Origin of the sequence: Caballeronia temeraria (assembly GCF_001544795.2) — a bacterium.
Lineage (GTDB): Bacteria > Pseudomonadota > Gammaproteobacteria > Burkholderiales > Burkholderiaceae > Caballeronia > Caballeronia temeraria.
In genome coordinates, this window is the sequence record NZ_FCOI02000006.1 from 105,532 (window position 1) to 125,841 (window position 20,310).

Consider the following 20,310-nt stretch of genomic DNA (forward strand, 5'->3'; position numbering starts at 1 on the left):
TTCGCCATGAACCACGACACCTCACCCGCCGCCAGCTTCAGCACTGCGTGGCTTCAGCTGTGGGCCGGGTCTACTGACGACTATTCCATTTTCGCCCTTTCGCCTAACGGCGTCGTGATGACGTGGAACCCGGGGGGCGAACGTATTCAAGGGTACAGGGCTGACGAAATCATAGGGCAGCCCTTCTCCGTCTTTTACATGGAGACCGAACAGGCCTCGGGCGCGCCCGAGGCCGCACTTAAAGCTGCGGCCAGTTCAGGGCGCTACGTTAGCGAAGGGTGGCGTCTGAGAAAGGACGGCACGAGTTTTTGGGCCCATGTCGTCATGACAGCACTTCGTGACAGCGCCGGTCAGCTTTTGGGCTTTGGAAAGGTCGTTCAGGATGTCAGTGACAAAAAGGCGGCTTACGACGCGGTGCTGCAAAGCGAGCGGAGCTTTCGCCTGCTGGTTCAGGGTGTCATCGACTATGCCATCTTCATGCTGTCGCCCGACGGCCGGGTCACAAGCTGGAACTCCGGCGCCCGGCGGATCAAGGGATACAGCGAAAGCGAGATTGTGGGCTCGCATTTTTCAAGGTTTTACACGCCCGAGGACGTCGCCGCCGGGGTACCGTTTCGCGGGCTGGAAACGGCAAGACGCGAAGGCCGTTTCGAGGCAGAAGGTTGGCGCGTGCGGCGGGATGGCAGCCGCTTCTTCGCACACGTCATCATTGACGCGATCCGCGAGAACGGTGAGCTCGTCGGTTTTGCGAAGGTCACCCGGGACATAACCGAGCGTCGCCGTGCTTCGGAACTACTTGAGCAAACGCAGCGCGCTTTGTTCCAGGCGCAGAAAATGGAGGCGTTGGGAAAACTGACCGGCGGGGTGGCACACGATTTCAACAATGTCCTGCAGGTGCTACGGGGAAACTTGGAACTGCTCGAAAGCAGGTACGGACGGGACAACTGGAGCGCCGAGCGCTTGGGCAAGGCGATCGACGCCGTGGATCGCGGCGCGAAACTGGCCTCTCAGCTGCTCGCCTTCGGACGTCAGCAACCGCTTGCGCCCCTGGTCATTAATCCCGCGCGCCAGCTTCGCGTGCTAGACGACCTGTTGCGCCGGGCGCTGGGCGAGACGATCGAAATTGAGTCTGTTGTCGTGGGCGGTCTCTGGAACATCCTCGTCGATCCGCATCAGTTGGAAAACGTGATTCTAAATCTGGCCATCAATGCACGCGACGCAATGCCGGATGGCGGGAAGCTTACACTCGAACTCGCCAACGCAACGTTGGACGACGAATACGTATCGACGGTCCCTGACGTCAGGGCCGGACAGTATGTCATGCTGGCTGTCACGGACACCGGGACCGGCATGAGCCGAGAAGTGATGGAGCGCGCTTTTGATCCGTTCTTCAGCACCAAACCGGAAGGCGAAGGTACTGGCCTTGGACTCAGCATGGCGTATGGGTTTGTCAGGCAGAGCGGCGGACATATCAAGCTCTACAGCGAGATCGGCGAAGGAACAACTGTCAGGATCTATTTACCTCGCTCAACCGGTACGGCAGTCGAATTCCCGCCGCGCACGGGGGGCAGCGTGAAGCATGGCGAAGAGACCATTCTCGTGGTGGAGGATGATCCGCAGGTCCAATCGACGGTTGTCGAGCTTCTTACCGGTTTGGGCTACGCTGTGTTAAAAGCCAATGACGCCGAGCAGGCACTGGCTGTCGTCGCGAGCGGCGTGCACATCGATCTGTTATTTACGGACGTGGTCATGCCCGGGTCGTTGCGTAGCCCCGACATGGCAAAGCAAGCCACCCAGATGCTCCCTGGGCTCAAAGTGCTCTTCACTTCAGGGTACACGCAGAATGCTATCGTACACGGCGGCCGGCTGGACCCCGGCGTGGAACTGCTCAGCAAACCGTACAGCCGTCAGCAGCTCGCGATGAAGATACGGCAGGTGCTCGGCGACAGCGATAGCAAGGTCGTCGAACAACCGATGGCCGAATCCGGCGATGACCCTGATGTTCCGGTCCGACGCCCCGAAGAATTGCGGGTCCTCGCGGTCGACGATGACCCCGCGTCGCTCGACGCGCTCTGTGAACTGCTCCTGCTGCTAGGAATCGACGCACGGCGCGCGGAAAGCGCCGCGGGCGCGCTCGACATGCTTGCAGTGGGCGACATTGACGTTCTTCTGACAGACGTCGTCATGTCCGACATATCGGGGCTGGAGCTGGCGCGCCGTGCCACGGCCATGCAACCGAGCCTTGAGGTTATTTTCGCTTCCGGAAACACGCTGCCGGAGCAAGAAACCCGGCAATTCGAATGGTCGGCGCTGCGCAAACCGTATTCGCTTGCGCAGTTGCAGGATACGCTGCAGTCGGCTAGTAACCGGCAGGCAAAGCGGAAAGCAGGCAGAGGCGATCACAACAGGTTCCGCGACTCAGACAAGAAACCGGGCTCTGGATCCTAGTGCCCTTAGACCCGCGCTGCCCCGAGTTTGCTGGCGAGACAGTGAGCGCCCGCCTGCCATGAGAAGTTTCGAAATCAGTGACCGCAAATGGCCGGCAGTGAGCGGAACAAGTGCCTGCGGTCCTACATTCTGTCGGGTCTATCCAGCTCGGCGGAGTTCGCGAACGTGTTCTTCGCGGACCTTCTCTCAGTCCGAGGCGTCTCGGCGGGGACGGGTTCTCGGCGCCCCCTTACTTGCGCAGTCGAGTCAAACGGGTGTCAACGGGCTCGGGCGGCATGTCATTGCAGCAATGCAAACTGGCTTCGTTAGTGTTAGCCGACGGGATGCGCAGACGCACGCGTTGTAAGTCGTGCCAATTACATGCCCGCGCAGTTGCGCGCCCCTGCGACAGGAGGCGGGCGAATGCGTGAGCGAGCGGTGCACAGCGCAACGTCGTCGCGCAGCGAGAGGGCGTCATGCCTTTCACGACGTTTCGTCGAAAACGCGATGGCCGATAAGGATGATCGCGTATTCCAAGGCATTGCGTTGAGCTTCGGGCGCACTCTCGGACGGTCGGGAGGAACGCGGCAGGTGCCCGTCGGCGAGTACCTCGCCGCCCCTGTCCATGCGCTCGATTGCGACGTAACCGCCGGGCGAGGACGTCCGCGTTTGAAGCTCGAGAACCGGGAACGTCAGAATGCCGACTGTATAGTCGCCCCATGTTTCCTGAAGTACGTCAAGCATCGGATGACTCCAACACCTGGAAGCTTGTCCTGTCCGGGCCGAACTGATCTGATATTTTGTTTTTGGTCCAGCTGGTTTCGACTTGAATGAGTCGCTATCGTCTCGTCGCACCTCGGATCGTCGGCTCAGGCATCTCCGCCTCAGAGCAAGTGCAGCCTTCCGACAGGGAGCACTTGCTCTGTCTATGTAGAGATCCCAGCGTGCCACACGCAGCGATTCGGGCATCAGGGCGATGGCCAGACCTCCTTTGGAGTTGGCGTTATTGTTCGATGGGCCGTACTGGATTCGAACCAGTGACCAACGGATTAAAAGTCCGCTGCTCTACCAGCTGAGCTAACGACCCGGTTCCCTCGATGCGCTAGCCGATATCGATTGTGCGGCTCGCCGCGCGCGTCGGCTCTAATTTCGGCACCGTCAATGTGAGCACGCCATTGTCGAACTTCGCGAGGGCGCGCTCGGGGTCAGCGTAATCCGGCATCGGGATCGTGCGCACGAAGGTTCCATGGGCGCGCTCCAGCCGGTAGCAGCCGTTCTCTTCGCTGCGCACATCCGCCTTTTTATCGCCACGCAGCACGATCGCCCCGTCCTCCACGCTGACATTCAGATCTTCGCGCGCCATGCCGGGTAGTTCGGCGGTGACCCGCAGCACCTTCCCCTCATCGACCACGTCGATGCGCGGCTGGAAGCGCGATGAACTGAAGTCGCCGAACCATCGTTCGAGCGCACCGCGACCCGCAAATGGGTCATGAAGGAACTCCTCCATTGCACGCCACGGTTCGCGTGAAAACAGTCGCTGAATGTCAGGCCACGACGCCCGCCACTGTTCGTTTGCCGACGGAGGTTCCGAGTTCTCGTCTGCATCGGACTTGCGGGCTGACCCGCGAAGGAACTTGAAGGGATTCCATTTCTTCGGATCGGTGTTCATTCGTACTCTCCTCTTTGGCGTGGCAGACCACCATTCCGACCAGCGCAACAACGTCGCTAGGAGGAGACTGCTTGCGCACGGTTCCGCCTGTTCGCAGGCTGAGTCGGGGACCAAGCAGTCGACAGGTGGCAGCCAGACGGCCACCACCCTGTTCTCTTCCTACCGTTGCTGCCGGCCCGCTGGCTCAGTCCGTCCTTACTTCGATCCGGCGCGGCCGGGCTTCGTCGCGGCGCGGTATTGTCAACTTCAACACGCCATCTTTCAGGTTCGCATCGATTTTCGATGCGTCCAGGTCAGCCCCAAGCGAGAACGCCCGGGCGAAGTGGGGCCGACGAATCTCCGCGTGCTGCAGGCGCAGCCCTGCCGGCGTAGGTACCACCGCCTCGGCCTCGATGTACAGGCTGCCATCGTGTACCTTTACCTCGAGGCGGTCTTTTGTCACGCCGGGCAAATCCGCCCACAGGATTACGCCCTGACTATCCTCGAAGATGTCCACGGGCGGCGTTAGCGTGATCCGGCGTTGCGACTGGTCACCTTCGCGCCGGGCCACTTCAGTTTCATCTTTCCTGGAAAGCTCTGTCGTGTCGTTCATGATGTTCTCCTCAATCCGCGAAGGGTCTCATTGAACCGTGATGGCCCGCGGCTTAGACGTTTCCCGCTTGCCGATGCTCACGCTCAGGCAACCATTGATGTACTGCGCCGTCACCTTGTTGGGGTCCGCGTGCTGCGGCAACTCAATGACGCGCCGGAAAGTCCCGATGAACCGCTCCTGCGCGTAGGTGCGCATGTCGTCGCCAGTCGCTTCTGGCGGCGAAGGCTCGCGCGCGCCGCTGATGGTCAGCAGCCCCTTGTCGATGGACACATCGAGTTTCTGCGGGTCGACACCGGGCGCGAACGCGACGATCTCGATCGAGTCGTCGGTCGAGCCGATGTTGATCTGCGGGAAGGCGCCGAAGGGCCCGGAACGGATACTGGACGGGAAACCGCCGAAAAGGCCTGCCATCTGCCGTTGCAGACGGTCGAACTCGCTAAAGAGGTCGGTCCCGAAGTTGAGTTCGCTCATGGTCATTTCCTCCTTCGAACGAGCAGGAAGACGAACCGGCTTACGCGTTCCAGTCCGTCTGCCGTGCCGCGGGCAAACAAATCGAAACACGCAGCGCGCCGGACTGCGGCGCGACTGCCTGAGCGCAATCTAAGATAGGTTGCGAGACAGGAATTTCAAGGGCGAGCTGCGATGTTTTGTTGATGGAAAGGGCCGGCCGCATCGACGGCCGCCTCCCCAATCTTTACGGCGCTCCTGACTGACATGCGACGACACCATCGATTCAAATAGGAATGGATGAGCCGAGGGGGCACCGAATTCTCTTGCGCTCCAATAAGGTTTCCCGCCCGAGGCGATGCGCACGGCGGTCGAAGTCATCCGTTTGCCGGTCGGCAGCAATCTGAACACCCGGGACGCAGCAGTTTCGAGCGTCCTGAGCGTGGCGTCCGCGCGGATAATTTTTTGCCACACAGAAGAGGTGTCGATCTGCACTTCGTGGCGACGAGAGGATGCCGGCAGACAAGCTCGGCGTTACCGCCAATCCAATCCAGTAACGCGTAGCCTTCCACCACATCGCTTTGTGCTGGAAGCGGACCGAGTAGACCGAGTAACGGACTGCCCTATTCAGCACCGGACGATTTTTACCACACCGGAAACACAACGTCCGGCTGTGGTGAAAACCGAATGCCTGAGCTAGGACACGTCACGCGCCCCCTGACGACCACCCGCTGGTCGAGGTAAGGAAGCAATAGCGTCGGACCTTGGGTGCCGCTTACGCCTAGCAGAATATCGTTGACCACCTTGTCGCTGCAGGGTGAGGTCGCCGGGCGATCCAGGAGGATCGTTGTATAGTCGCCCGGGGCGTACTGGTCGCTGCCTCGCTGGATCGTCCCCGTAATCCAAATATCGCCCTCCAGGGGCAAGGTCCGCAGCGGCGAGCTTGTTGAAGATGCGTCGCCGGTCCAGAATATGGTTATCGCAGCCGCAGCCGCGAGTAATACCTTTCGTGCGTTCATAGCCCACGCCTCATACTCTTGCAGGCCCATTGGGGCAAATCCCTTGTCCATCGCTCTCTTCAATTCAAAGCGTGTTGGTGGCTGGCGTTATCGCGGCACCTGAAAGTCACGCATGCGTACAAACAACGCGGTGGGACGCGCATCGCACAATTGCTTGCACGCACAACGGCGCTGCGCGACTACGTTTCTACGGGGGGGGAAAACTGGCGGAGTCTCGACGCGTGGCACCGCCAGTAGCGCATGCGACCGACGCGCTGCACGAGCAGAGGACGCGCTCGACCAGACCAAACGAAGCCGAGCGCAAAAAAGCTTGCTCATCGTCTTCTCCTTCGACGCAGCAAGGAAGAGAACGGGCTTGCGCGCTCCGGTTCGCCTGCGATGCTGCCAGCAAACAAATAGAAACACGCAGCGTGCGACCGGTCGGGCGGCGGACACACTGCCTGAGCTAAAAATAACGTACTAAATCTCGCCAAAAATTTCAAGTCGCCGCGGTGAACTGACGAGCGCCGCCGCGAGTGACAGCGCGACTTCCGTCGCAAGGCCGCGAAGACGAGAGACGGCGAGCTGGGGTCGAGCACGGTACGCCGCCACAAACGCATTGCTTCTGCGGCCCTCATCCCACTGCGTTTCAGGCACCGCCAATGGAGGTGTGAACCCACGGCTGCTACGCTCCCCGGCGACAGGCGTCGACACCGTCGTGACAGGCTCACAGCGCGATGGTCCCGTTGCGGGAATCGATGTCGTCGTGCATGACATCGCCTGACCGCTCGTGCTAGCTCTTCCGGTCCAACGTACGGCTTGAAAATCGTCGCTTTGCCCATATCGTCCGGCGCAAATAGATCGATCTGGAGGACACCATGGAATTCGATACTGATTGGCGTACGCTTGGCAAGCACCGCATCCGGCTGCGCTCGGCCAAGGGCTTCCCGACCGAAGTCATGTACCAGCTCGCAGAAGTGACGCGAACCGCGGTCGATAACAACATGAGTGCGCGGGCGCGCATCGTCGACATCGTCTTCCAACAAGAGAAGACCTACGATATAACAGTCGGCTCCACTCTAGTGGAGGATCGGATCTGCGCGCCGCAACTGGAGGCCGCGATCGCAACGGTGATGGGCCTTCTGCCGGACCAAGTCAATATCCTTGTCCGGATCGTGGCCCAGGAAGAGGTCGACCTGCACTTCGGGGTGTATGAGCGCATGCTCGCGGAAAAGGTCGGTGCCGTGCCACCGATACAGTGATGTCAGGCTAGGTTAGCCGCAGCACAAGGGCGAGACCGGCGGTGACCTCGCGTCTAGCCAACTTGCTTGCCACAGCTGTAGCGATCGAGCACCTGGAGCACGCCTCGTCTCGCGCTTGTCCGCTTGCCATCGAACATCGCTTGTCCGCGGCGCAGCAACACGGCGTGCAGTCGCGCGCAGTGCGAGCGTCTGTGCTTTGCGCCGCATCCCATTTTCGAGATCGGGTACAACTATAAAGGCGCGCGGCGGCGGCACGTCGGCGCGCAGGGCTAAAATTTTCGCTCGTATGACGACGCTGGAAGGCTAGTTGCATGGGCGCCGCCGGGTCCAGGGCCATGACGTCCAAAGTAGAAACTCCACTTTACTTGCCCGACGGTATCAAGGACATCATCGACCGGCCGTGCCGGTGCCAATGCCATTACTTGTGCTGCCCGCGCCTGTGCCCCTGCCCCTACCCGTGCCCCTGCCAGTGGCGCAATCTCTGGGACGCGAACGCTGACGCGAATATGGCCCACTTTTTGCATGCCCTAGCGCCCGACGGTACAGACCCCAAACTGAGAACTATGTCAGCGATCATCCATCAGCCAGATTCCGGCCGTATTGCATCGGGCGTTGAGGGCCTCGACGATATCCTGGGCGGCGGGTTGACACCGCACCGCATGTATCTTATCGAAGGCGCACCGGGCGCAGGCAAAACGACCTTGGCCATGCAGTTTTTACTCAAGGGTGCCGAGATCGCGGAGCCAGGCTTGTACGTGACCTTGTCGGAGACGAAGGCTGAACTCGTCGCCGTCGCGAAAAGCCATGGCTGGGACACAGCCCGCATCACGATCATCGAACTGCTCACGGATGAGGGCCTGGATCCCCGTTACGAACAAACGGTCTTGCATCCCGCCGAAGTGGAACTGGGAGAAACCGTGCGTGACGTCATCGCGCAGGTCGACGAACTGAAGCCAGTCCGCCTCGTCTTCGACAGCCTGTCCGAACTCCGCATGTTGTCGCAGAACCCGCTGCGATACCGGCGTCAGATCCTCGCCTTGAAGCGCTACTTCGCGACCCGCGCCTGTACGGTGATGCTGCTTGATGACAACACCTCGGAACCCGGTGATCTCCAGCTGCATAGCATCGCGCATGGCGTGATCAGCCTCGACAATCTGGTACACGACTATGGCGGCGAACGCAGGCGGCTGCGCATTGCCAAGATGCGCGGCATTAAGTTTCGCGAGGGTTACCACGACATGACCCTCGAAACCGGCGGCATCAAGGTCTACCCCCGCCTCGTCGCGGCAGAGCATCACATTGACTATTCAGCGAATGCATTAACCACGGGCACCAAAGCACTGGATGCACTTCTAGGCGGTGGCCTTTTCCCCGGGACGAACACGGTATTCGTCGGCCCATCGGGAGTCGGTAAGACGACCACGGTCGCGTCGTGTCTGTTGGCTGCACTAGAGCGTGGACAAACGTGCGTCTACTATCTTTTTGACGAGACGCGATCCACGCTGCTGAGGCGTTCAACCAGCCTTGGCATCGATCTGGGGCGACACCTTGATAGTGGGCTGCTGACGTTGCGCCAGGTCGATCCGGCCGAAATGTCACCGGGCGAATTCGCTAGCGATGTTAGGAAAAGCGTAGAGCAGGACAACGCGCGCTATGTCGCGATCGATAGTCTCAACGCGTTCTTGCAAGCGATGCCCGGGGAACGCTATCTGCTGTTGCAGATGCATGAGTTGCTCACCTACCTGAATCAGCGCGGCGTGGTTACCATGCTTGTTCTGGGACAGCACGGTGTCATTGGCGAGATTCAGAGCGACATTGATATCAGTTATCTCAGCGACGTGGTCGTATTGTTTCGTTACTTCGAGCGTCGCGGCGAGGTGCTCACCGCGGTCACCGCGGTCAAGAGTCGCACGAGTGGACACGAGCGCTCGATCCGCCAGTTCCAGCTTGGCAGCGGCGGTCTAATCGTCGGCGAAGCGTTGCGCGACTTTGAAGGCATTCTGGGTGGTCTACCCAGATACCAGGGGGAGACGGCGATGCTGCCTCCTTCGAGCGGCACGAAGAAACCCTTCTCCGACTAGCGCAATGGAATTTCGCGTTCTTATCATGGCGCCCTTCGGTCGCGACGCCGATGTTATTGCCGACGTCCTCGCGACCGACCGCCGAAGCTGCTTCGCGTGTTCTGATTCGGAATGTCTATTGAGGGAACTGGAGCGCGGAGCGGGCGTTGCGATCATCACGGAAGAATCCATTCAGAGTGATAGCGCCCGGGCGCTCGGGGAGTGGCTCGACCAGCAAGCAGCCTGGTCCGATCTCCCCATCATTCTGCTCTCGGGGCGTATGGCTGAGCGCCGTTCCGCCGCGAGCCTCCACCTGCTCGAACGGCTGGGGAACGTACTGGTTCTCGAGCGGCCGTTGAACTCCGAGACATTGCGTCGTGCGGTGACATCGTCCCTGCGCGCCCGTGCCCGACAGTATGAGTCGCGCAAGCATCTGGCGGAGTCTGAGCAGCATCTGGTCGAGCGCGTGAAAGCGCAAGAAGCGCTCGAGCACCTCAATGAATCGCTCGAAAGCCGTATCAGCGAACGCACGCGTGAGCTTGCATCGGCCAACGACCGGCTCATGAAAGAAATCCACGAGCGCGCCAAAGTGCAGGCCGTGCTCGTCCAGTCGCAAAAGATGGAAGCGCTGGGCCAACTGACCGGCGGCATTGCGCACGATTTCAACAATCTGCTGAATGTCATCATGGCCAACGCCGAGCTGCTTGCGCGCGTAAGTGATGATGAGCGGGTGCGCAAGATGGCTGCAACGATCAAACGCGCCACCGAGCGTGGTGGCAAGCTCACCGCCCAACTGCTCACGTTCTCACGCACGAGCAATCTCGACCTGAAGGCCGTGAACGTCACTTCGCTGCTGCAAGGCATGCGTGACATCATCTCGATCTCGCTGGGACCGGCGGTCGCGTTCTCGACCCATGCGGATGCGAAAGATCTCTGGACCCGGGCGGACGCCAACCAGCTAGAACTCGCCGTGCTCAACCTCGCCATTAACGCGCGCGACGCAATGCCGGGCGGCGGACGCCTTTCCATCCACGCGAGCGAACGGCCTGCGCCGGATGAAACCCTTGCCGCCGGACGCTATGTTGTCGTCAGCGTGAGCGATGCTGGCACGGGCATCGAGCCAGGCATCCTCGCTCGCGTGTTCGACCCGTTCTTTACGACGAAGCCGGTCGGAAAGGGCACCGGGTTGGGGCTGAGTCAAGTGTACGGAATCGCACGGCAGGCAGGCGGTATTGCGCGCATTGAGAGCGAGATGGGAAAAGGCACCACCGTAGAGATGTGGTTGCCGCTCGTAGCAAAGGAAACGCACGAAATCGTCGCTGGTTCACACCCGGATAACCGCGCCGTGGAGGGGCGCCGCGTCCTCGTAATCGAGGACGACGAGGACGTCCGAAGCATGCTGGTCGAATGCCTGCAGGTTCTCGGTTACACCGTTTCGCACGCCCGCGATGGCGTCAGCGGTCTTGAGCGCCTTCGCCTCGACGACCCTGACCTGCTGATGGTCGACTATGCCATGCCCGGAATGAACGGTTTGCAGGTCATAGAAAAGGCCCACGAATTGCGCGGGAATTTGCCAGTAATTCTTGCCACAGGCTACGCAGATGTCGATGTTTCGAAAATCACTGATAAGCGCTTCACGGCGCTGCGCAAGCCATTCCAACTCGACGAGCTTTCACGCGTGGTCCGCTTAGCACTGAGTGCGCCCGAATAAGATCTAAACGTCGCGCGGCCGAAGAGAGAATATCGAACCTCTTGGTTGTTATCGGAACGACGGACGACGGGCGAAGGCATGACGAAACGACAGTCTTGGCGCGGAGCTAGAGAACTGCCCGCATCGCGAGGACGCGGCGCACAACTAGCAATGCGACGTGTAGTTCCCTGCACTGCGAAAGCCCATGTACGGTGACGAGCCCCAAAAGCCATAGGAAGATGCGTCCGCGCTCGGGTTTGTCTTTGTGTTAGGATTGCTATCTACATGAAACAGATTTTACGACGGCGTTATGTCAACACCCTGCGGCCACGAGACGCGAGCCTCGAAACCAGAGAAGAAACATGAAGTGAGTCAACCGCCTCCGGACTCACGGGCCCGTATATGCCGTTGCATAGGAATCGTCTTATTCATGGTAACTGGTTGTCAGCCAGCGCGCAGCAGCAAAGCTTGGAAAGTTGCCTCCACTTTTTCGCCTTTTCGAACGACGTGCGCTGCTGCTCCGCCACGTTTTCGCGGGACGCCACGCCTGCTCCAGAAAAGGAAAGGGCCCTTGCGGCCCTTGGTTCATCGCTCCTGCCGGGTGTCCCATACTCTGAGGATGACGATGCTGGTTGGGACCGGTTCGTATGCAGGCATGATTTCGTAGTGAATCTCGTAATCTCCCTGCAAACAAATGTCCTTGTGGACCTCCCGCGCCGGCGGACCTTCCCAGCCGTCCAGTTCTTCACCTATCCGATGCCGCAGATTCGCGCCCAGTGATCGGGCTTCGGCGTTCAGCGCTTTCACGATCTCGCGCGCCTTCTTTGCGCCGTTTATCTTCTTCTCAAACTCGAAAATACTTAGCAGGTCAGACGCCGATTTGCTCGTGAACAGGACGGGGATCGCCATTAGTCGCCAACCTTCGGCAAAGGCAGTTCGTCGTCCGTGCCCAGCGAATCCGCCCAGCGTTCGATGGCTTCCATCGACACGAGACGTCCTGAGTCAACGTCGTCCAAGCCTTCCTGGATCATCTGGCGTTCGCGCTCGGCGCGAGCCATATACGCCACTACCGCCTTGCGCACAATCCACTGCTTCGAACGGTCCAGGCGCGCTGCCATGTCGTCCATCCTGTCCACGAGATTCACGGGCAATTGAGCTGTCACCGTTTTCAACGCTTCCGCCATCGCACCCTCCGCCTCTTGCGTTCGGTGACTCCTATTATATCGCAATAGCCTTGTCTCAATAGTGTTTCTGAGGGGTTAACCAGCACAACCTTGTTCGTGAATCCTCGGTGAGCTTCTCCGGGGGCCGTTCCGTCTTAGCGGTGAGCTTTTCCGGGGACGACGCTGTCGCCACACGCGCGCGCTCAGGCATCGCCCCCCTCCTCATCTGACTGATCACTACCCGCGTCGCCGGGGGCGTGGCCAGGTTCGTCGTGCGACTCATCGATCGGCTTGTCGCGGCCGCGTCTTTCACCGTTCGTGGGCGGCGGCGTCGGTGCGCGCAGTGTGGGCAGCCCGAGCTGGGCGAGCGCCTCGCTCGCTTGCCCCATGAATGCCTCGGGCCACGTCGCACAGAGAAACTCGAACGCCGGGCGGGCCTCGCGCAGCAGTTCGGCCAGCCGCGCGCTTTCCGCGGCGTACGCGGTGACATCGAAGTGAGTGGTCGGGCGCGCGCCATACATGACCCGCTGCACCAGCTTCACCGCACCATGGTCGGCGGTGAAGTCGAGCACCGGTAGGAAGCGCCGCGCCGAACGGAGCGCGGCGCCATAGGTTTCGGCGAGCCCAATCACCACCGCGAGCTCGAGCCGGGACGGCCTCACCGGCAGCAGCGGCACCGCATCGCCGTGCGCGGTCAGCCACGCGGCGGCCGCCCGGCGTTTCAGGGTGATCGCTTCATCAAGTTCAAGCACGACGCGCGCGATCGCGGCGGTCGGCGCCTCGGCCGGCCACCGCTCAAAATCGTTCGGCTCGTCGTTTTTTTCGTGATCCGGCGGCAAGGCTTGCGCCACGGCCCTCTCCCCTATGTTGTAAATTGGAAGTCGGGAATTCTACCCCTGAAACGCTATCCCGATAATAGACACTATCAGACTTGAACTTTAATAGACCTCGACTATGAGTGCGACGTTGCCGCTTGCGTTGGGGTCAACGTCGATTCGGTGCGAAAGCTCCGCAGCATGGGCTTCGATGGAGCCAGGGATGTCAGTGCTCACGAGTTGCTGGAAGCTTTGCCTTCCGCTCGCTGTTGATCGAATCGCTGAGTCGCCGAGCTAATGCCCACGGAATTATCGCCGCGGGGCCGGTCCGCGGAGGATTGCACGCAAAATGAAGAACTCTGGCTTGCCGACGTTGCTGAGAAGTGGCTCGAACTTTGATCAGCCTTGAATCATTTTTTCGGTCGAGTTTCGCTGGACGGTAGGATGTTGCCGTCTAACACCGGCTTCTCTAACGCTGTACGCATAAGCTCAAGTAGCTTCGCGCCTTGCCTATCGTCGTCAATCTCCCATGCGAGCGGTACGAAGTCTTCGGTGCGAGCATATGGCTCGCCGTTCCGATAAAACACTTCGCAGATGCCGCACCAGGTCTCGCATTCGGTACGAATCTTAACAAGCCGGTAATCCGACTCCTCAGGCGTCTCCGAGTCAGTGATTTCAGTCCGCATTCGTCACGTTTGGGGATGCGGACCGCCCTCACACTCGTCCGTGCCGTCTGCGTCGGTCAGGCGTTCGATGCGCACGTAGCGAATTTCTTCTCCGTCGCGCGGATGGGCGACGTGTTCCCCGATCGCGAAGCGGAGATTGGGGGCGCGCCTCATCGCCGTCTTGATGGCCTGCTTGGCATCGAGTTTAGATACTTTATCCGAGAGCACCAGCGCGGCGCCGATCGGCAGGATCAGCAGACGCGCGAACATGAACTCGTCGTCGTGCATCGCGGACCTCGGCTCGTGATGGATGGCCGGTATTAAAAGCACGTTGCATTCCCCGACCTCCTGTGTGCAAAAATTTGTACGGGACGATTGGGGCGGCGGGAGTAATAGCGGCGGAATAAGTGGGGGAGCGTCCCATAAGCGTCTTTGGCATCCTGCGATCGATGAACTGTTGAATGTGAACGGAGAACGGCGGGGCGGACACGACTTGCTAACGCCGCGAAAGAAAGCAAGGCGTTGACCGAAGACTCGCGAAGCGGCGCCCAGGCCGGTACCGAGCTTGTCTCGAAGGCCGGCGAAACTGGGAACGATTAGCTTCGGCCTTACAGCTTCAAGAAACAAACTGTCGCTTGAGAATTCGAAACGGATGGACGCGATAACGGGCGCTAGCGAAGAATAGCGCTCAGATCACCACATTATTTGCATGGCGAAATTCAAGGCGCTGCGCAAAGCGTAAGCCGCGCCGCAGGTTGAACTCGCTCCCGCCCTCTCAATGAGAGGTCACAAAGTGTGGGCCCATCACCTCTGTCATTGGCAGACCATGCTGAGCGAGAAAGCTCCGCCGAACGCCCGCAGAGTGCGCAGGCATTTGAAACCGCGTTCTGCAGAGCCCTCCTTAAGTGCTGGCACGCTCGCTGCTCTTTAGTGACCGGCCAGACCCACGTCTGGACGGCAACGCGCTGGAGGGCAAGGATGACAATCCAGAGAAAAATCGCCAAATGGCGCAAGATCAGCCATTTCTGCACGGGACGGCTCGTTGATTACGGCGAACTGATTCCAATCGAACTCGCTGAGACGAAGAAACGCGTGCTGCATGAAGTGGTCGCGCTCATCGGGCTCACGATTGGCTTGCTGTTCACACTGTCTTTCGTGTCGATCGCGGTGATCGTAACAGCGACCGGCACGCCGCATCTCGTGCTGACGGCGTGGTGCGTGGCGGGTGCGTGGTTTGCGATTGCGGTGATCGCTTTGATCGTCATGCTGTCGCGCAAGCCCGCTGAACCGTTCCGTTTGCTGCGCGAAGAGTTGCGTCGAGACGTCGACGCCATCAGGGAGGCGGCGCAATGAAGCACGCGCGAGCCCAGGAAGCCGTGCTCGCGCGCATGGCGGAATCACGCGCGGAGCTCATCGCCGCACGTATCGCAAGCGAACCCGTCAGCGTCTCGCGCGTGCCGCGCACATTGCCGGCCACCACGCGTGCCGCACCGTGGTTCCTGCGCACACCCAACGCGGAATTGGTCGCGCTTGCGCTCGTCGGCGTCGCCATCCTCGGGCTGCGTCGCACGGTGCAGACGGCAGTCGGAGCGGGATTGAGCGCGTCGACCCATCGGGTGGTCGACGGGGTGCTCGATGCGCTGCGCAACTGACTTTTCGTCGTCACCTCGGAATGGTGGCGTCACCATCGACGATGCTCGTTTCATCGATGCCTACTTCGGGCACGCTCGCAAGTTGGGGCTGCGCCAGGCTCCAAAGCTCGTCTGAGCGGCCGCTGTCAACCACTTTCGCGGCGGTGATACGTGCTCAACAGCTTCGTGACAGTCCAAACACCGAAGTGTCAAGGCACGCCAAAAGACCGCCAGGCCCAGTATAAATCGCCGTGCAACCCGCCTCCCGCAGCGCCTCTTCGGCGAATCCGCCAGACAACAAGCCCAACGCCCGTAAGCCAGCGCATGTTGCAGCTTGCGCGTCGTACGGCGAGTCGCCGATAGCGATCGCATCGGACGGCGAGACGCCAAGCTTGTGTATTGCCATCTCAAAGACATCGGGTGCCGGCTTGGAACTCTGAACATCCTCTGAAGAAACGATCGCGTCAAAAATGTCTGCGACCTCTGCAATCTGCAGATAGGCATCGAGCTCGTCCTTTTTTGCTGAGGAAGCGACCGCGAGCTTGATGCCATTGGCTCGCATTCGCTGCAGCAAGGCCGGCACCGCGGAGAAGGGACGAACGAGTGGCAGATAGACGCTTTTGAAGTGCTTGCCGCGCCACTCTTCGAGCGCGGGGCCACATTCATCGATCTGCCGCGGAGTGAGGAACTCTGGAAGGAGATTGTCACCGCCTTTGCCGATCTGGCTGCGAGCCTGCTCGAAAGTCACGTTGTGGCCAAATTGGACGAATGCCTCGTGCCAAGCGAGCGCATGCAGATCGACGGAATCGATCAAGGTTCCATCAACGTCAAAGATCGCGGATTTGGACATGTGACGCTCCTATTCAGTTACCTTTAAGCGGTGTGGCGGTGCTTCGTGGCGCGCCGAGCATCGGCTCGCTCCCGCGCGCGTCGCTTGACGATTCCCGCCGGCTCACCTTGAGCCTTTCCGATACCGCGCGCAAGGTGGCACCGAAGCCCTGCGGTGTGCGGGATAGCGTTCGCGCGCTGGTGTCGACACGCACCTTGTTGGTCCGGGCGATGGCGAAGCCGTTCTCCCTGAGCGCATGGACAAGTGCAACGTCCTCGTTGAAGGCGAGTGGCTGAAATCCGCCAGTGGCTTCGTAAGCGGCCGCGGACAGTCCGAGATTGGCACCATGCACATGGCGATGTCCCTCCACATCGCGGTACGTCGCGAGAAAGTCGGCTCTTGTCTCGGCTTGGTGGCCCGTCCAATCGGAGACCGTGATCACCCCACACACCGCGTCCGTCGCACACTCGAGTTGCTGCACGAGCCAGTCCGCGTGTACGGTCGTGTCGGCGTCCGTGAAAGCAAGCCATCGCGCTTCGTGGGCGATGACGGTGCGCGCCCCGAGGTCGCGTGCACTGCCAACGTTGCGCTCGGACGTGCTAAGGACGAGCGCCCCGCTTGATACCGCGATCGCTTCGGTGAAATCGCTGCAGCCGTCGGCGACCACCACCATCAGCACGCGCTCGCCACCGAGGCGCGGATGCGAAGCGGCGATTCGAATGGAATTAAGGCATCGTGCGATAAGGGCAGCTTCATTGTGCGCAGGGATCACGACGCCGAGCATAGTCTTCCTTTTCGTTATTTATTAACAGCTGCTGCAGGGCCGCGGGCGCAAGTTCGACCGATCGCGAACGCGCACCGAATGAGTCCGGCCGGCTTACCCGCCTCATCGAACTCGACCTAGCAATCAGCTTGCCTGAGCCGAGCCCATGTCTCAGCAGGCCAAGCATGCGCAAACTTTCTGGCCAACTCGATTGAACGCTTGGAGGGAATGCTCGAGCGCACGCGCAGCCCCCGGAGATCGCAGCTACATCGTTGAGGTTGCACGGATGCCGACCCCGTGTCGAGGCCAGCTCGTGCCTTCAGGAAGCCTCAGCTCTGACCAGGAACACGATTTGCAGGATTAACGGGCGGCGGACCGGCGACCGGCCATTAGCGCGCAGCAGAACGTCCTCCCATCTCTAACGTCATCAGGGAGCGAAAATGGACTCAAATACAACAGAAGGAAACGTCAAGGAAATTGCCGGCACGGTGCAGGACGCTGCCGGTAAGGTGCAGGACGCGGCCGGTGAGTTGCTGGCGAAGACGGGCACGCAGGCGGTCGGCAAGGCGCGCGAACTCGGCGGCAAGGCGCAGCAGCTTTACGCCGATACGACGGAAATCGTACGAGACAAGACCGTTGATAGTCCGCTGACCGCGCTTGCAGTGGCCGCTGGATTAGGTTTCCTGCTGGGTGCGATTTGGGCAACCGCGAATTCAGCGCCCCCACGTTCTTACCCAAAATGGTACCGGGGCGATGACCGATATTAACGCGAGACTACGGACTGCAGCACCGTCAAAGCATCGCGAGACGGACGCGGAAACACTTTTCTGCGGTATCGAGCGTCAAGGCGCTCCATTGAATGGCGTGGAGCTTGGTGCCCATACCGAGAAAACCGCCTTCGGACAGCACAGGGTAGGCGATCCCTCCGCCCCGCACGTCGAGCATGATGTCCGAAATTTTGCCGATGTTCGCCGTCCGATGAGCGAACCTAGTTGCCATCCAGCGTAGCGGCTGCCACGATTTCCGGCCCCGGCCCTTCAAGCAGAGGGCAGCAGGTTCCAACACGTGCGCAGGCTTGCGGCTTGGCCTTTTTTTATCGTCAAACAGATCATCGCCTCTCACAACGGAGCCATCACGGTCGAGTCAGACAATCGAAGGACGGTGTTTGAAGTCGTTTTACCGAGAAACGCCAACGTCCAACAGCCGGTCCAGCACCTGCCACCAACTCAGTAGTCCACTTCTTTTTGGTGGCGCATCCGGCATCGCACCCTGCGTTGACGGCAGCTGATTCGCGGGAGCTGAAACGTTTCCTTCGACCCAGGCGCCTACCGCTAACTTGGCCTGCGGCTCACACCGGCGATCAAACCTCGCGAGGGCATACCCGTTGCTGACAGGGAAAGCATGAATTCCCCATTCAAACGCGTGTCGCCCACCGTCATGTCGCCCTCCGTCGCGCCGCCTCCAGGGTTATGGAACGCTCGTCCGTTTGAGGGTGTTACGCCGCCGATTGCCGTGCTCATCGTCGATGATGACAGCGCGGGGGCCGAAGCCTTGGCCGCTGCCCTCGCGACTGAAGGCTTCCGCACGATTGTCGCGGTGGGGGGAAATGCCGCCTTTCGAACGGAACCTGCGTGGACGCCGCACGTCGTCACTCTCGACATCGAAATGCCAGACCGCGACGGTTTTGCTGTGGCCTCGGCGATGCGCAGCTCAAACCGCTTCGCAAACGTACCGATCATCGCGTACACCTCCCTGAACGAGGCGGAGGTAATCGAGCGGGGCAGAGAAGCGCAGATCGACGCGTTTTGCCGGAAAGGCCATTCGGTCCGGTCGCTCCTCGCCCTGATCGAGCACGTCGCGCCATCGACGGTGCCGGGGCGAGGCAGGGCGCTTTAGGCCAGTCCTGGAAGCTCACGTGTCGTTCACGCGTCTTTTCAGGAGTCTGTCTGCTTCCTCAGCGCGCGCCCCTTTTCCCCGTCGACCACTGTCCTCGCCGCTCCGTTCATTGAGATAAACGACGAGCGCTCCACCGAGGAGCAACGGGACCACTGTCATCACGATCATTTCGGCACCTAAAGAAATCGGTCTACGCTGGTCATGTCGGCATGATGCGCGGGAGACGGCAAAGGAAGGCAATGGGCGCCGACGTTGAAGCCGTTCTATGCGAGCACCGTCGTGACGCCTGAAGTGTAGACGCGGCGGGGTCGTAGCCGAAACTCCCTCGCAATAGTCGCAATTATTTGGATAACTAACATTATGTGTCAATGAGGTCAGGAGCGTCCACGATAGTCTTACCGCACGCGTTGCATGTCGTTGACAGCGATGTCTTTCTTTTCGAGCGGAAAAGCTTCAAGGGGAACGATCTGCGAGCGGGACCCGCGGTAACCGCTTTAACGCTGGCCAAAAGCATCTGAGGCCGGGACTCACGACTGAACTTATCCACAGATTCGGTTGAAAAGCCTGTGAACAACCCGGGCCGTAACTCCCTAAGCACTTGAAATAAGTGAGCTTTGTCGCCCTGCAACATCGCGCGGCTCGCCGGGCGACGATTGCCGGTCAGGGACGATTTTTGGCTGGCGTCACGAGGCATCGGAAGCCTGAGAGTCGCTGGCACATCAGCGCGCAGAGGGCCTCGCTGCGCGAACGGACTGTTCAACTGCACGCTCGGTAGCTCGCCTCGTCAGCCTGCGCGATCCGTCTGCCGCCGCGGACCGGCTTGAGCGCTTCACCGCAGTGAGCGGCCGCCTCCTTAGCCAAAGCATATTCGCGTGGCCGTCCACGAGACACCTCGCGAGCGGCTTTGCCAGAACGCCTATACTGCACTTGACTAAGCAGCGCAGCCAAATGCAAGGCAACCAGTGCGCCCCCTAACGGCATCGTTTCCGGCTTGGACCGCCCGTTGCGGTCGCTAAACCAGCTGTCGCCCAACGGGGAGCATTGATGGAACGCCTTTCCCAGCAAACGGTGAATCACCTGGTTGATCGCTGGACCGTGCTGATCAAGGAGCCCAATCGGTACGGCACGGGCTGTTACCCCGACTTGCTCGAGGCGGACGTACTCCGGCTCGCGAGCGAAGCCGAACAGGTCGTCGCTCCTGATCCCTTCGACGCCGATCTTATCCGTACCGCTCGTTCGCTCATCGAAGCAGGCGAGCTGAAGATCGCGATGTTCAAGCTGCATGAAGTGATTTACGGTCGCTTGGGCGGTCGTTAGTACGCCCGCCGCCGCCACACGACCCGCGGCACTTGCACACTGATCTGCCGATCCGAATCGCAGGCACAGTCGGCGAGCCGCGTGAT

Annotated in this window: 19 protein-coding genes, 1 tRNA gene and 1 pseudogene; 9 read left to right on the forward strand and 12 right to left on the reverse strand. The window is 60.4% G+C overall.

Annotated elements, in window-relative coordinates:
- Positions 1 to 6: 6 nt before the first annotated feature.
- Positions 7 to 2,448: a hybrid sensor histidine kinase/response regulator gene (locus AWB76_RS11420; RefSeq protein ID WP_082864417.1), complete on the forward strand. Its 2,442-nt coding sequence runs from the start codon at positions 7 to 9 to the stop codon at positions 2,446 to 2,448.
- A 462-nt stretch (positions 2,449 to 2,910) separates the two neighbouring features.
- On the opposite strand, the gene AWB76_RS11425 is transcribed toward AWB76_RS11420, so the two are convergent.
- The 5 genes from AWB76_RS11425 to AWB76_RS11445 all read right to left on the reverse strand — a co-directional run bounded on the left by AWB76_RS11425 (position 2,911) and on the right by AWB76_RS11445 (position 5,159).
- Complete coding sequence (locus tag AWB76_RS11425; RefSeq protein WP_061160267.1) at positions 2,911 to 3,171, reverse strand: hypothetical protein; 261 nt, start codon at positions 3,169 to 3,171, stop codon at positions 2,911 to 2,913.
- Positions 3,172 to 3,441: 270 nt separating this feature from the next.
- Positions 3,442 to 3,514 (reverse strand) — tRNA-Lys (locus tag AWB76_RS11430).
- 15 nt (positions 3,515 to 3,529) lie between these two features.
- Positions 3,530 to 4,096: an Hsp20/alpha crystallin family protein gene (locus AWB76_RS11435; RefSeq protein ID WP_061160268.1), complete on the reverse strand. Its 567-nt coding sequence runs from the start codon at positions 4,094 to 4,096 to the stop codon at positions 3,530 to 3,532.
- Positions 4,097 to 4,280: 184 nt separating this feature from the next.
- Complete coding sequence (locus AWB76_RS11440; RefSeq protein ID WP_061160269.1) at positions 4,281 to 4,688, reverse strand: Hsp20/alpha crystallin family protein; 408 nt, start codon at positions 4,686 to 4,688, stop codon at positions 4,281 to 4,283.
- A gap of 27 nt (positions 4,689 to 4,715) precedes the next feature.
- Positions 4,716 to 5,159 carry an Hsp20/alpha crystallin family protein gene (locus AWB76_RS11445; protein ID WP_061160387.1) on the reverse strand — a complete coding sequence of 148 codons (444 nt, stop codon included), beginning with the start codon at positions 5,157 to 5,159 and terminating at the stop codon, positions 4,716 to 4,718.
- 1,852 nt (positions 5,160 to 7,011) lie between these two features.
- Here AWB76_RS11445 and AWB76_RS11455 point away from each other — a divergent pair.
- From AWB76_RS11455 to AWB76_RS11465, 3 genes are all read left to right on the forward strand, one after another.
- Positions 7,012 to 7,395: a hypothetical protein gene (locus AWB76_RS11455; protein WP_061160270.1), complete on the forward strand. Its 384-nt coding sequence runs from the start codon at positions 7,012 to 7,014 to the stop codon at positions 7,393 to 7,395.
- A 563-nt stretch (positions 7,396 to 7,958) separates the two neighbouring features.
- The gene (locus AWB76_RS11460) at positions 7,959 to 9,476 is read left to right on the forward strand and encodes an ATPase domain-containing protein (protein WP_061160389.1); all 1,518 of its coding nucleotides are present in this window, start codon (positions 7,959 to 7,961) and stop codon (positions 9,474 to 9,476) included.
- Between the two features lie 4 nt (positions 9,477 to 9,480).
- Positions 9,481 to 11,166 carry a response regulator gene (locus AWB76_RS11465; RefSeq protein WP_061160271.1) on the forward strand — a complete coding sequence of 562 codons (1,686 nt, stop codon included), beginning with the start codon at positions 9,481 to 9,483 and terminating at the stop codon, positions 11,164 to 11,166.
- Between the two features lie 564 nt (positions 11,167 to 11,730).
- Here the strand turns inward: AWB76_RS11465 and AWB76_RS11470 are convergent.
- From AWB76_RS11470 to AWB76_RS11490, 4 genes are all read right to left on the reverse strand, one after another.
- Entirely contained in the window at positions 11,731 to 12,054 is a 324-nt protein-coding gene (locus AWB76_RS11470) for a type II toxin-antitoxin system RelE/ParE family toxin (protein ID WP_061160272.1), read from the reverse strand.
- Positions 12,054 to 12,329, reverse strand: coding sequence for a CopG family ribbon-helix-helix protein (locus tag AWB76_RS11475; RefSeq protein WP_053570377.1), 276 nt, complete (start codon positions 12,327 to 12,329; stop codon positions 12,054 to 12,056). The genes AWB76_RS11470 and AWB76_RS11475 overlap by 1 nt, the downstream gene beginning before the upstream one ends.
- Positions 12,330 to 12,511: 182 nt before the next feature.
- Complete coding sequence (locus AWB76_RS11480; RefSeq protein ID WP_244173314.1) at positions 12,512 to 13,159, reverse strand: hypothetical protein; 648 nt, start codon at positions 13,157 to 13,159, stop codon at positions 12,512 to 12,514.
- 653 nt (positions 13,160 to 13,812) lie between these two features.
- Entirely contained in the window at positions 13,813 to 14,076 is a 264-nt protein-coding gene (locus AWB76_RS11490; protein ID WP_061160274.1) for a hypothetical protein, read from the reverse strand.
- A gap of 690 nt (positions 14,077 to 14,766) precedes the next feature.
- Between AWB76_RS11490 and AWB76_RS11495 the strand changes: the two genes are divergently transcribed.
- Entirely contained in the window at positions 14,767 to 15,141 is a 375-nt protein-coding gene (locus AWB76_RS11495; RefSeq protein WP_061160275.1) for a phage holin family protein, read from the forward strand.
- On the forward strand, positions 15,138 to 15,440 hold the full coding sequence (locus AWB76_RS11500; RefSeq protein ID WP_061160276.1) for a hypothetical protein: 303 nt from the start codon (positions 15,138 to 15,140) through the stop codon (positions 15,438 to 15,440). Before AWB76_RS11495 ends, AWB76_RS11500 begins: the two co-directional genes overlap by 4 nt.
- A 154-nt stretch (positions 15,441 to 15,594) precedes the next feature.
- Here AWB76_RS11500 and AWB76_RS11505 read toward each other — a convergent pair whose 3' ends face one another.
- Together AWB76_RS11505 and AWB76_RS11510 are read right to left on the reverse strand one after the other, a co-directional pair.
- Positions 15,595 to 16,269, reverse strand: coding sequence for an HAD family hydrolase (locus tag AWB76_RS11505; RefSeq protein WP_061160277.1), 675 nt, complete (start codon positions 16,267 to 16,269; stop codon positions 15,595 to 15,597).
- Positions 16,270 to 16,282: 13 nt separating this feature from the next.
- Positions 16,283 to 17,032: a glycosyltransferase family 2 protein gene (locus AWB76_RS11510; protein WP_063936328.1), complete on the reverse strand. Its 750-nt coding sequence runs from the start codon at positions 17,030 to 17,032 to the stop codon at positions 16,283 to 16,285.
- 419 nt (positions 17,033 to 17,451) lie between these two features.
- Between AWB76_RS11510 and AWB76_RS11515 the strand changes: the two genes are divergently transcribed.
- A complete protein-coding gene (locus tag AWB76_RS11515; protein WP_061160278.1) occupies positions 17,452 to 17,778 on the forward strand; it encodes a CsbD family protein in 327 nt (108 codons plus the stop codon).
- A 43-nt stretch (positions 17,779 to 17,821) separates the two neighbouring features.
- Here the strand turns inward: AWB76_RS11515 and AWB76_RS11520 are convergent.
- A pseudogene (locus tag AWB76_RS11520) lies at positions 17,822 to 18,056 on the reverse strand (PRC-barrel domain-containing protein); the annotation flags it as partial.
- A 356-nt stretch (positions 18,057 to 18,412) separates the two neighbouring features.
- Here AWB76_RS11520 and AWB76_RS11525 point away from each other — a divergent pair.
- Both AWB76_RS11525 and AWB76_RS11535 read left to right on the forward strand, forming a co-directional pair.
- Entirely contained in the window at positions 18,413 to 18,907 is a 495-nt protein-coding gene (locus AWB76_RS11525) for a response regulator (RefSeq protein WP_082864418.1), read from the forward strand.
- Positions 18,908 to 19,951: 1,044 nt separating this feature from the next.
- Positions 19,952 to 20,224, forward strand: a complete 273-nt coding sequence (locus tag AWB76_RS11535; RefSeq protein WP_061160281.1) for a hypothetical protein — start codon at positions 19,952 to 19,954, stop codon at positions 20,222 to 20,224.
- Positions 20,225 to 20,310 lie beyond the last annotated feature (86 nt).

Coding starts and splice junctions, on each gene's coding strand:
- AWB76_RS11420 (WP_082864417.1), top strand. CDS start 7: ATGAACCACGACACCTCACCCGCCGCCAGCTTCAGCACTGCGTGGCTT.
- AWB76_RS11425 (WP_061160267.1), bottom strand. CDS start 3,171: ATGCTTGACGTACTTCAGGAAACATGGGGCGACTATACAGTCGGCATT.
- AWB76_RS11435 (WP_061160268.1), bottom strand. CDS start 4,096: ATGAACACCGATCCGAAGAAATGGAATCCCTTCAAGTTCCTTCGCGGG.
- AWB76_RS11440 (WP_061160269.1), bottom strand. CDS start 4,688: ATGAACGACACGACAGAGCTTTCCAGGAAAGATGAAACTGAAGTGGCC.
- AWB76_RS11445 (WP_061160387.1), bottom strand. CDS start 5,159: ATGAGCGAACTCAACTTCGGGACCGACCTCTTTAGCGAGTTCGACCGT.
- AWB76_RS11455 (WP_061160270.1), top strand. CDS start 7,012: ATGGAATTCGATACTGATTGGCGTACGCTTGGCAAGCACCGCATCCGG.
- AWB76_RS11460 (WP_061160389.1), top strand. CDS start 7,959: ATGTCAGCGATCATCCATCAGCCAGATTCCGGCCGTATTGCATCGGGC.
- AWB76_RS11465 (WP_061160271.1), top strand. CDS start 9,481: ATGGAATTTCGCGTTCTTATCATGGCGCCCTTCGGTCGCGACGCCGAT.
- AWB76_RS11470 (WP_061160272.1), bottom strand. CDS start 12,054: ATGGCGATCCCCGTCCTGTTCACGAGCAAATCGGCGTCTGACCTGCTA.
- AWB76_RS11475 (WP_053570377.1), bottom strand. CDS start 12,329: ATGGCGGAAGCGTTGAAAACGGTGACAGCTCAATTGCCCGTGAATCTC.
- AWB76_RS11490 (WP_061160274.1), bottom strand. CDS start 14,076: ATGCACGACGACGAGTTCATGTTCGCGCGTCTGCTGATCCTGCCGATC.
- AWB76_RS11495 (WP_061160275.1), top strand. CDS start 14,767: ATGACAATCCAGAGAAAAATCGCCAAATGGCGCAAGATCAGCCATTTC.
- AWB76_RS11500 (WP_061160276.1), top strand. CDS start 15,138: ATGAAGCACGCGCGAGCCCAGGAAGCCGTGCTCGCGCGCATGGCGGAA.
- AWB76_RS11505 (WP_061160277.1), bottom strand. CDS start 16,269: ATGTCCAAATCCGCGATCTTTGACGTTGATGGAACCTTGATCGATTCC.
- AWB76_RS11510 (WP_063936328.1), bottom strand. CDS start 17,032: ATGCTCGGCGTCGTGATCCCTGCGCACAATGAAGCTGCCCTTATCGCA.
- AWB76_RS11515 (WP_061160278.1), top strand. CDS start 17,452: ATGGACTCAAATACAACAGAAGGAAACGTCAAGGAAATTGCCGGCACG.
- AWB76_RS11525 (WP_082864418.1), top strand. CDS start 18,413: ATGAATTCCCCATTCAAACGCGTGTCGCCCACCGTCATGTCGCCCTCC.
- AWB76_RS11535 (WP_061160281.1), top strand. CDS start 19,952: ATGGAACGCCTTTCCCAGCAAACGGTGAATCACCTGGTTGATCGCTGG.